This window comes from Massilia sp. MP_M2, assembly GCF_039123635.1.
GTDB lineage: Bacteria > Pseudomonadota > Gammaproteobacteria > Burkholderiales > Burkholderiaceae_D > Telluria.
In genome coordinates this window covers 322,032-331,933 of sequence record NZ_JBCHJF010000005.1, presented here as the reverse complement: position 1 = coordinate 331,933, position 9,902 = coordinate 322,032, and the positions used below count along the sequence as shown (strand labels likewise).

The 9,902-nt window shown below is 62.5% G+C and carries 12 protein-coding genes; 6 read left to right on the top strand and 6 right to left on the bottom strand.

The annotated features are described in order from the left end of the window. Positions 1-499: 499 nt before the first annotated feature. Entirely contained in the window at positions 500-1,732 is a 1,233-nt protein-coding gene (locus tag RCH14_RS13990; RefSeq protein WP_343026697.1) for a phospholipase D family protein, read from the bottom strand. Between the two features lie 30 nt (positions 1,733-1,762). Here RCH14_RS13990 and RCH14_RS13985 point away from each other — a divergent pair, with 30 nt between their 5' ends. Beyond that, positions 1,763-1,885 (top strand): hypothetical protein, encoded by a 123-nt coding sequence (locus RCH14_RS13985; protein ID WP_343026696.1) that lies wholly within the window; start codon positions 1,763-1,765, stop codon positions 1,883-1,885. 156 nt (positions 1,886-2,041) lie between these two features. Here the strand turns inward: RCH14_RS13985 and RCH14_RS13980 are convergent, their stop codons facing one another. From RCH14_RS13980 to RCH14_RS13965, 4 genes are all read right to left on the bottom strand, one after another. Next, positions 2,042-2,818: an enoyl-CoA hydratase gene (locus RCH14_RS13980; protein ID WP_343026695.1), complete on the bottom strand. Its 777-nt coding sequence runs from the start codon at positions 2,816-2,818 to the stop codon at positions 2,042-2,044. Between the two features lie 104 nt (positions 2,819-2,922). Then, entirely contained in the window at positions 2,923-3,735 is an 813-nt protein-coding gene (locus RCH14_RS13975; RefSeq protein WP_343026694.1) for a DUF2145 domain-containing protein, read from the bottom strand. 1 nt (position 3,736) lies between these two features. Then, complete coding sequence (locus RCH14_RS13970; RefSeq protein ID WP_343026693.1) at positions 3,737-4,180, bottom strand: hypothetical protein; 444 nt, start codon at positions 4,178-4,180, stop codon at positions 3,737-3,739. Positions 4,181-4,305: 125 nt separating this feature from the next. After that, positions 4,306-5,526 carry an MltA domain-containing protein gene (locus RCH14_RS13965; protein ID WP_343026692.1) on the bottom strand — a complete coding sequence of 407 codons (1,221 nt, stop codon included), beginning with the start codon at positions 5,524-5,526 and terminating at the stop codon, positions 4,306-4,308. Here RCH14_RS13965 and RCH14_RS13960 point away from each other — a divergent pair. Then, a complete protein-coding gene (locus RCH14_RS13960; protein WP_343026691.1) occupies positions 5,525-5,671 on the top strand; it encodes a hypothetical protein in 147 nt (48 codons plus the stop codon). The genes RCH14_RS13965 and RCH14_RS13960 overlap by 2 nt on opposite strands. 2 nt (positions 5,672-5,673) lie before the next feature. On the opposite strand, the gene apaG is transcribed toward RCH14_RS13960, so the two are convergent. Next, entirely contained in the window at positions 5,674-6,048 is a 375-nt protein-coding gene (gene apaG, locus RCH14_RS13955) for a Co2+/Mg2+ efflux protein ApaG (protein WP_343026690.1), read from the bottom strand. Between the two features lie 192 nt (positions 6,049-6,240). On the opposite strand from apaG, the gene rpe reads away from it, so the two are divergent. The 4 genes from rpe (at position 6,241) to RCH14_RS13935 (ending at position 9,880) form a co-directional block, all read left to right on the top strand. Further along, positions 6,241-6,912, top strand: a complete 672-nt coding sequence (rpe, locus tag RCH14_RS13950) for a ribulose-phosphate 3-epimerase (protein WP_183553776.1) — start codon at positions 6,241-6,243, stop codon at positions 6,910-6,912. Then, positions 6,912-7,619 carry a phosphoglycolate phosphatase gene (locus tag RCH14_RS13945; protein WP_343026689.1) on the top strand — a complete coding sequence of 236 codons (708 nt, stop codon included), beginning with the start codon at positions 6,912-6,914 and terminating at the stop codon, positions 7,617-7,619. Before rpe ends, RCH14_RS13945 begins: the two co-directional genes overlap by 1 nt. Positions 7,620-7,818: 199 nt before the next feature. After that, entirely contained in the window at positions 7,819-9,315 is a 1,497-nt protein-coding gene (gene trpE / locus RCH14_RS13940) for an anthranilate synthase component I (RefSeq protein WP_343026688.1), read from the top strand. Between the two features lies 1 nt (position 9,316). Continuing rightward, the gene (locus tag RCH14_RS13935; RefSeq protein ID WP_343026687.1) at positions 9,317-9,880 is read left to right on the top strand and encodes an aminodeoxychorismate/anthranilate synthase component II; all 564 of its coding nucleotides are present in this window, start codon (positions 9,317-9,319) and stop codon (positions 9,878-9,880) included. Positions 9,881-9,902 lie beyond the last annotated feature (22 nt).

The window sequence follows — 9,902 nt, the reverse complement described above, 5'->3', positions numbered from 1 at the left end:
ACTTGCATGTGTAAAGCATGCCGCCAGCGTTCAATCTGAGCCAGGATCAAACTCTTCAGTTCAATCTCTGTTTGTTGGCATTTCTGCCACCCTACATTGCTGCAGGGGTCGCTCACTCAAAATACTGACCGTTACTCATTGCTGAGCAACGTATTTCTTTTTTGTGAACATTTGATAATTTAAGTAATCAAGAACCGAAGTTCTTGGCACCCTCATCAAACGCCCACACTTATCGACTGTTAATTTTTAAAGAACTTTATTCGGTGCATCTTGCTGTTGGTAGCGAATCGTTTTGTTCGCTGCAGCAGAGAAGAGAGATTATGCTGTGTTTCCTAAATCTCGTCAACTCTTTCTTTTCGCTTCGTCTCAGATTTCTCTGTCGACCTTGCTCTCGTAACCACTTGATTACGTTAACATTTTCGGTCAGTGCCGAAGCGGAGGCGAACTATACCAAACCTGTCGCGCAGTCCGCAAGGGCCTACAAAGAAAAGATTTTGTCCTACAAGAGCCAGTCGATCGGCAGCCAGCCCAAACCATGTACTGCGGCCCGCTTCCACCAGGTCGTTCCCGGCTCGACGTCGTGGCGGATGATCTTGCCATCACGCCCTTCCAGCCAATAGACATTCCCCTTCTCATCGAGCAGAACTTCATAAGCGCGCATCGGCAAGGTCTCGTCCAGTGTCACACTGAGGCGATGGGCAAGCTCGACACTGTCGATCACCATGCCCATTTCGGTATTCAAATGAATCGACCGCTGGTCGAAGTTGAACGAGCCAACGAAGATGCGGTTGCCATCCACGCCAAATGTCTTGGCATGCAGGCTTGCATCGGAACTGCCAAAGCCGGCGCCGCTGCGCTTCTTCTCGCGCGATGGCTCGTCGGTGGATGCGCGGCGCAACTCATACAGCGCCACGCCCGCTTCCAGCAGCGGTTTGCGCCACTTGGCATAGCCGGCATGGACAGCGGCGACGTCGGTCGCCTCGAGCGAATTGGTCAGCACGCGGATTTTCGCGCCCTTTTTCGCCATGCCGATCATCGCGTCCGCACCATCCTTGCCCGGTACGAAATACGGCGACACCAGGTCGAGATTGCGTTCGGGCTGGCCAAACAATACCGCGAGCCTGGCCGCAATATTCTCATCCGGCGTCGACTGGTCCAGCACCTTGGCCGGATCGTCGCTCAGGAAGCGCGCGTGCGCCCATTCCAGCGGCAATGTCCCGCTCATGACCTTATTCAAGAAGGCGGATTGTCCGATCGCATCCAGATAGGCCTTGGCGTCCGGATCCACCCCGGCCGGCGGCGGCGCTTCGGCCTGGGTCACCAACAGCGTTAGCGGGTACGCCGACGGACAGTTCCAGTACAGGTCGAAATCGGCGGATACTTCTTTCACCACCGGACCGGCAGCAATCACGTCGAGGTCAGCAAACGAGATATCACCGGCCGCACCGAAATACTCGTCGCCCACATTACGCCCGCCGATGATCGTGACCTTGTTATCGGCGGTGAACGATTTATTGTGCATGCGCCGGTTCATGCGCCAGAAATCGGCGGCCATGCCAAGCGGGCGCATCGAGCGAATACCGTTTGGATTGAACAGACGCACTTCGATCTGCGGATGGGCGTCGAGCTGCGACAAGATCGCGTCGAGGCCACCGGTATTGTTATCGTCAAGAAGCAGGCGCACGCGCACGCCACGGTCAGCCGCCTTGCGCAAGGCGTTGAACATCAACATGCCGGTCGTGTCGTTGCGCCAGATATAGTATTGAACGTCAAGGCTACGATCGGCCGCCTGCGCCAGCACCGCGCGCGCGGCGAAGGCATCGCGCCCATCGGGCAGGCTGTGAATGCCCACGAGGCCGGGGTGCGCCGTGGTCAGTGGCAATAGCGCTTGGCCGAGCCGCGTATTGTCCGTATCGGTCAACGCCGAGCTGGCAACACGGCCCTCGAGCGGTGGCAGCGTTGAGCAGCTCGACAGCGTCAATGCGCCCGCAAGCAGCGCCGCTGGCAAGAGCAGCCATAATTTGGCGCGCTTCTTCATGGTTCAATGTCCTTCGAAGTCAGGCTTGCGCTTTTCAAGGAATGCCGACATGCCCTCTTTCTGCGCAGGCGTGCCGAAACCGGCATGGAAGTAGCGGCGTTCGTAGGCAACGCCCTGGCTCAGCGTCATCTCGTAGGCCTGGTTGACGCAATCCTTGATCTGCATGGCAACCGATACGGGCATCTCGGCAATGCCCTGGGCGATCTTGATTGCCTCGTCCATCACGGCCGCGGCCGGATACACGCGCGAGACCAGCCCGGTACGTTCCGCCTCGGCCGCATCGATCATGCGCGTGGTGAGCAACATGTCCATCGCCTTCGACTTGGAAATTGCGCGTGGCAGGCGCTGGGTGCCACCGGCGCCCGGCGTCACGCCGACCTTGATCTCGGGCTGTCCGAACTTTGCGCTGTCGGCAGCGATCAGGAAGTCGCACATCATCGCCAGCTCACAGCCGCCACCCAGGCAATAGCCCGAAACCACGCCGATGACCGGCTTGCGGATGTCGAGGATGTGTTCCCAGTTGCGGCCAATATAGTTATTGCCGTAGGTTTCCTGGTAATCGTACTGCGCCATAGCAGCGATGTCGGCGCCGGCGGCGAAGGCTTTCTCGCTGCCCGTCAACACGATGACATTGATGGCCGGATCCTGGTCGAACGCGCGCAGCGCCTTGCCCAGCTCATTCATCATATTGTCGTTGAGCGCATTCATCGCCTTCGGACGGTTCAGCCTTACCACGGCGACCTTGCCGTGGTTCTCGATCAACAGGTCAGCATATTCCATGGGACACCCTCATCTGGTTGGATAGTATCGTCGCGATTGTAGCGCTTTCCGTACACGTCAAGTACAGCGTCCCGATCGGCCCGCATAAATGCGACGCCGCCCCATCACTGTCCTGCACGCGGCAGTACGACCGGTAATTCCGGGCAGCCCATGGCCTGGCAGCCATCGGGCCGTGTCCGTAGCCAGGTAACGACCGACTCCACCGACACGGTCTGGATCCGCCCTTTCCAGCGCAAGCTGGACGGATGGTCGTCAAACGCAATATTCGCCTTCGAGATCCGCGCGCCGAGGCGCGTCATCGTGCCCAACGCCAGCTCGGTTGGCTGGTAGCCGTTCGACGCGAGCCAGGCCTGCGCGGTAGTGCGGGTGTTCGCCTCGTCGTCGGGCGCGATCGCGTAGGCCAGCATTTCCAGAACCCAGCCGTTCGAATTCTGGTAACGGGTGCTGAAGGGATAGGCCGCCAGGCTGTACTGGGGCTCGTGGTAATCGCGCGCCTTCTTGCCAAGCAGTGCTTTCTTGAGCCGTGCCTGCACGGCAGGCGCCAGGCGCCAAATGCCGGCCTGATAACGCACCGGTGCGTCAGAGAAGAAATTGATCAGCCCTTCGTCGTACAGTGCCGACGTCGCCGTGCCGCACGCATTGAGCTTGTGCACCACCGACCAGGGGCCAGCCGGATGTGCGCGTAAGGCAAATGCCGCGTGCGAATAGGTCAGCCGGTAGGCCGACAGATCCTGCCCCACGCGCGCGATCAGCACGACCTCGTCGCCGATACTCTCGAGCGCCGTGCGCGTGAGATCGGCCATCTGCATGCTGCGCACCAGCAGTTCAGGAGAAGCGACCTGCTCTTCGCAGGGCGTGCCGGCCAGGGCCGTCGATGCCGCCAATGCCAGTGCGGCCGCAACCACGGCGCGGCGCATGCTAGCTGCGCGGGCGCGAGTGGACCATGCCGGAGCCTGGTTCTGCCAGCAGGGCAACCGTTGCCTTGCCTTTCTTGACGACGTAGCCAGCCTTGCCGATCGCTTCGATGTCGATGCGATCACCGACCTTGAGTGCTTCCTTCTGCGCAATCCGGGTCTGGATCGCCATATCGATTTTCAGCTGCTTGTCGTCGCTGTGCAGTTCCAGCGCAGTCTTGTCGCCATCCGGACGCACTGCCCCGACGCTCCAGCGTTGGGAAACGTCGACTGTGGCCGACGCGCCTTCCGCCACCGCTTTGGCGCTCAGGTAGACCACACTGAACGGCACCAGCAGCACGATGCTGACCACCGACGACGCCGTATCGGACGGGCCGGGTGCCGCGGCCTGGCTGGGCGCAGCAATGGCAGCGGCAAGGGTAAGAGCAACGAAGGAATGCAGACGCATGGATGAACCTGTCGAAAATGAGATCGCCGCCACGTCACCGCCCATTAAAAACAGCGAAAAATTGCAACGTGGAAATTGAATCAAAAGTCAGAGTAGCCCGATTTCCTCAAATATGCAACGAAGGTTCACTTGGGCAATAAAACCCACATCGTCCCGCTCTGCTTCATGAGCCCGGCATTTTCCGTCGCTTCCGGCCCGAAACCAAAGAAGAAATCGGCCCGTACCGCGCCGCGAATCGCGCCGCCCACGTCCTGCCCCATCACCAGCCGCTGCAAAGGCGCGCCATCCTTCGGCAGCGTCGTCGACAGCCACACCGGCGCACCGAGCGGCAGGATCGTGCGATCAATCGCAATCGAGCGGCCAGGCGTGAGCGGCACATTGAGCGCACCGCGCGGCCCGACGCCCGGGTCGGCCACCTTGGTCTCCGTAAAGAAGATATAGCTTGGATTCACATTCAAGAGTTCCTGGCGCCGCGACGGATTCGCCACGATCCAGGCCCGGATCGACTGCGCCGACACCTGGTCCGGCGTCATCAGCCCCTGCTCGACGAACCAGCGCCCGATCGCTTTATAAGGGTGGCCGTTCTGGTCGGCATAGCCCACGCGCACCGTTTCACCGGAATCGAGCTTGACCCGGCCCGAGCCCTGCACCTCGAGGAAGAATGCATCCACCGGATCGCTCACCCACAGCAATTCCTTGCCGCTCAGTGGCGCACGGTCGATGTCGGCGCGGCTCTGGTATGGAATCACGGTCTTGCCGGACAGCCGGCCCCGCAGGCGGCGGTTTTGCAGATCGGGATAGATGCTGCCCAGGTCGACCGTGACCAGATCATCGGGCACCCGGTACAGCGGCGTCTGGAACGCCCCACCCCGCTTGCGCGCGCCATACAGCATCGCCTCGTAATAGCCGGTGATGAGCCCGGTATCGGCGCCATCCGGATTGCGCACCTGGTTGGGCACGAAATACGTCTCGAAGAAGCGGCGCACGGCTGCAATATCCTTGGCGTCGACCGCGCCGGCCGCCGTGCACGGCGCCTTCCATGGTGCCTGGCGCGACGCCAGCACGCTGCATGATTGCAGGAAGGCCGGCCAGGCCTGACGCAGGTCGTCCTGCTGCCAGCCGGGCAGCGCGGCAAAGGTCGTTGGGGTAAGCGGTGCTGTCGGCGCGAGCGGCGCTGGCGGCGCTGACGGCTGAGCCGGCGGCACCACCACCACCGGCCCGACGGGCGGCGGCATCGTGACCGGCGGTGGCGCGGATGGCTTCGGCGGCGACGGCTCGGTCGAACAGGCGCTCAGCAGGCTGACGAGCGCGATCAGGACGGGTACACTGCGGCGTATTGTATACATGGGAACCATGGGGGCCGATATGTGGATCTTGATGGTGGAGGCCGGCGTGGCGCTGTTCCTGTTCGTGTTCATCGTCTGGTGGACCATGTTCGCCGGCCGCAAAGATAGCGATCGCGACGACAGCGACGACCACCCCGCACCGTAAAATCAGTGCAGGGAGCGCGGCGGCGACAGCACGAATTCGGGAATGGTCGCCTCGAAGCGATGGCCATCTTCGGCCACGCAGAAGTATTCGCCGCGCATCGTTCCCTGCGCGGTGGCCAGGTGCGTGCCGCTCGTGTACTCGAACTGCTCGCCCGGGGCCAGCAGTGGCTGGTGACCGACCACGCCCAGGCCTTTGACTTCCTGCATCTGGTTATTGGCGTCGAGAATCACCCAATGACGGGAAATGAGCTGGGCAGGAATGCTGCCGGTGTTCTTGATCGTGATGGTGTAGCTGAACACGAACTGGCTCCGGTCCGGGTCGGACTGCTCCGCCAGGTATTGCGTTCTGACGGTAACAGCGAAATCGTAGGCGGGCATCGAGGTTCCTTGCGTGATCGTGGACTCGGCCGCTGCGCCATTCGCAGGGGCCGGCGCGCCATGTGGCGCAAATAACAATCATACCGCCTGTGGCCGCCAAGCGCCGACGCGCCGTGGCAACGCCGGCGCTGGAGGCCGCGGCGCGACCGGCGTAGAATAGCGGATTCCCACCAAAACACGCACCGTCGCCCCATGACCACCTACCGCATCGCTCCCAGCATCCTGTCCGCCGATTTCGCCCGCCTCGGCGAAGAAGTGCGCAATGTCGTTGCCGCCGGCGCCGACATCATCCACTTCGACGTGATGGACAACCATTACGTCCCGAACCTCACCATCGGCCCGCTCGTCTGCCAGGCGATCCGCCCGCACGTGGACGTGCCGATCGACGTGCACCTGATGGTCAAGCCGGTCGATCGCATCATTCCCGATTTCGCCAAGGCCGGCGCCAACATCATCACCTTCCACCCGGAAGCGTCGGAGCACATCGACCGCACGCTGCAGCTGATCCGCGATCACGGTTGCAAGGCCGGCCTGGTCTTCAATCCGGGCACGCCAATGCACTACCTCGAGCACGTGATGGACAAGATCGACATGATCCTGATCATGTCGGTCAATCCGGGCTTCGGCGGCCAGTCGTTCATCCCCGAAGCACTCAAGAAAATCGCCATCGCACGCCGCCTGATCGACGAATCGGGCCGCGACATCCTGCTCGAAGTCGATGGCGGCATCAAGGCCGAGAACATCGCCGCCGCAGCAGCCGCCGGCGCCGACACGTTCGTGGCCGGCTCGGCCATCTTCGGCAAGCCCGATTACAAAGCCGTGATCGACGCCATGCGCGCCGAACTGGCCACGGTCGCGCGCTGATGCGGGCCGGCGCAGCAGGTATCCGGGCCGTCATCATCGACCTCGATGGCACCATGCTCGACACGGTGCCCGACTTCGAGGCGGCACTGAACGGCATGCGCCACGACCTTGGCCTGGCGCCCATCAGCCAGGCCATCATCAAGCCGCTGGTGGGCAAGGGCTCCGAAAAACTGGTGCGCGACGCGCTGCTGCTCGACTGGGACGCCGCGCGCGTCGACGCAGCCTATGCCGACGCGATGGCTGGCTACCAGCGGCATTACCTGGCCATCAATGGCGCTCGCAGCACGCTGTACGACGGCGTCCTCGAGGGCCTGGCGGCGATGCAGGCCCTTGGCCTGCGCCTGGTCTGCGTGACCAACAAGCCGCTCGCGTTCGCGCTGCCGCTGCTGGCCCAGAAAGGCCTCGCGCCGTATTTCGAGCAGGTATTCGGCGGCGACTCGTTCGCCAAAAAGAAGCCGGACGCCATGCCGATGCTGGGCGCCTGCGCCGCGCTGGACATCCCGCCAGCGCAGGTGGTGGCGATTGGCGACTCGTCGAACGATGCCGAAAGCGCCCGCGCCGCCGGCTGCTTCGTGCTGACGGTCCCGTACGGCTACAACCACGGCCGTCCTGTACAAGAAATTCAATCCGATGGTATAGTGGATTCGCTGCTGGATGCAGCACGCCGCATCGGCGCGCACAATGCAACGGCCAGCTTAACCAACTAACTTCTCTCACCATGTTTTTCACCAAAAAACGCACTGTCACCCAAACCGGCGCCCCTGAGGCCTGGGTCTGGCGACGCTGGCAATCCTGGGCTGACTAAGCCGTACCGATTGCTGCCGGGTGGGCGCGCGACTGCGCGCCACCGGCAGGTTTTTTGAAGCACACCACCGCCCTCTTCCCCCGTGGCGGTCTGGAGAAAACATGACCGAACTCGAATTCAAGTCCCTGGCAAACCAGGGCTACAACCGCATCCCCCTGATCGCGGAAGCCTTCGCCGACCTCGAAACCCCGCTCACGCTGTACCTGAAGCTGGCGCAATCGCAGAACACCGGCAAGAACACGTTCCTGCTCGAATCGGTGGTCGGCGGCGAACGCTTTGGCCGCTACTCGTTCATCGGCCTGCCGGCCCACACGCTGCTGCGCACGACCGGCAACCTGACCGAGATCGTGAAAAACGGCGAAGTCATCGAATCGCACGAAGGTAACCCACTCGACTTCATCGAGGCGTATCAGGCACGCTTCAAAGTGGCGCTGCGCCCTGGCCTGCCGCGCTTTTGCGGCGGTCTGGCCGGCTACTTCGGCTACGACACGGTACGCCACATCGAGCACAAGCTGGCCAATACGGCCCCGCGCGATGAACTGGGCCTGCCCGACATCCAGCTGATGGTGACCGAAGAACTGGCCGTGATCGACAACCTGTCGGGCAAGCTGTACCTGATAGTGTACGCCGACCCGGGCCAGCCCGAAGCGTATTCGCGCGGGCGCCAGCGCCTGAAAGACCTGCGCATGATGCTGCGCCGGAGCGTCGACGCGCCCGTGACGTCGGCCTCGGTGCGGACCGAATCGGTGCGCGACTTCAGCAAAGAAGATTATCTGAAGGCCGTCGCCAAAGCCCACGAATACGTGATGGCCGGCGACCTGATGCAGGTGCAGATCGGCCAGCGCATCCGCAAACCGTACGTCGATTCGCCGCTGTCGTTGTATCGCTCGCTGCGTTCGCTGAACCCGTCGCCGTACATGTACTACTACAACTTCGGCGACATGCAGATCGTCGGCTCGTCGCCCGAGATCTTGGTGCGCAACGAGTCGCTGCCCGAAGGTGGCCGCAAGGTCACGCTGCGCCCGATCGCCGGTACGCGCGGACGCGGCGCCACGCCGGAACGCGACGCCGCACTGGCCGCCGAACTGCTGGCCGATCCAAAGGAAGTGGCCGAACACGTGATGCTGATCGACCTGGCGCGCAACGACATCGGCCGCATCGCCGATACCGGCAGCGTCAAGGTCACCGACCGCATGATCATCGAAAAATACTCGCACGTACAGCACATCGTCTCGAACGTCGAGGGCACACTGAAAGACGGCATGTCGAACCTCGACGTGCTGCGCGCGACATTCCCGGCCGGCACCCTGACCGGCGCACCGAAGGTACGGGCGATGGAAGTGATTGACGAGCTAGAGCCGGTCAAGCGCGGCATCTACGGCGGCGCCTGTGGCTACCTGAGTTTCGGCGGCGAGATGGACGTGGCGATCGCGATCCGCACCGGCGTGATCAAGGACGGCAACCTGTACGTGCAGGCCGCCGCCGGCATCGTCGCCGATTCGATCCCCGAGATGGAATGGCAAGAGACCGAACACAAGGCGCGCGCCGTCCTGCGCGCGGCCGAGCAAGTGCAAGATGGCCTGGATGGAGAGTTCTGACATGCTGCTCATGATCGACAACTACGACTCGTTCACCTACAACATCGTGCAGTATTTCGGCGAACTGGGTGAAGACGTGCGCACCGTGCGCAATGACGACATCACGCTGGAACAGATCGCGGCCATGAAGCCCGACCGCATCTGCATCTCGCCGGGCCCGAAGGCCCCGAAGGATGCCGGCATCTCGCTCGACGTGCTGCGCGAATTCGGCGGCAAGCTGCCAATCCTGGGCGTATGCCTGGGCCACCAGGCCATCGGCGAAGCGTTCGGCGGCAAGGTCATTCGCGCCAAGCAGGTCATGCACGGCAAAACGTCGACCATCGCGCACATCGGCGAAGGCGTGTTCCAGGACCTGCCGAGCCCCTACACCGTGATCCGCTACCACTCGCTCGCAATCGAACGTGCCTCCTTGCCGGCCTGCCTCGAAGTGACCGCATGGACCGACGACGGCGAAATCATGGGCGTGCGCCACAAGACGTTCGACATCGAGGGCGTGCAGTTCCATCCCGAGTCGATCCTGTCCGAGCACGGCCACGCGCTGCTGAAGAACTTCCTGACGCGCTGATGCGCCCATGCATGCGCGCCGC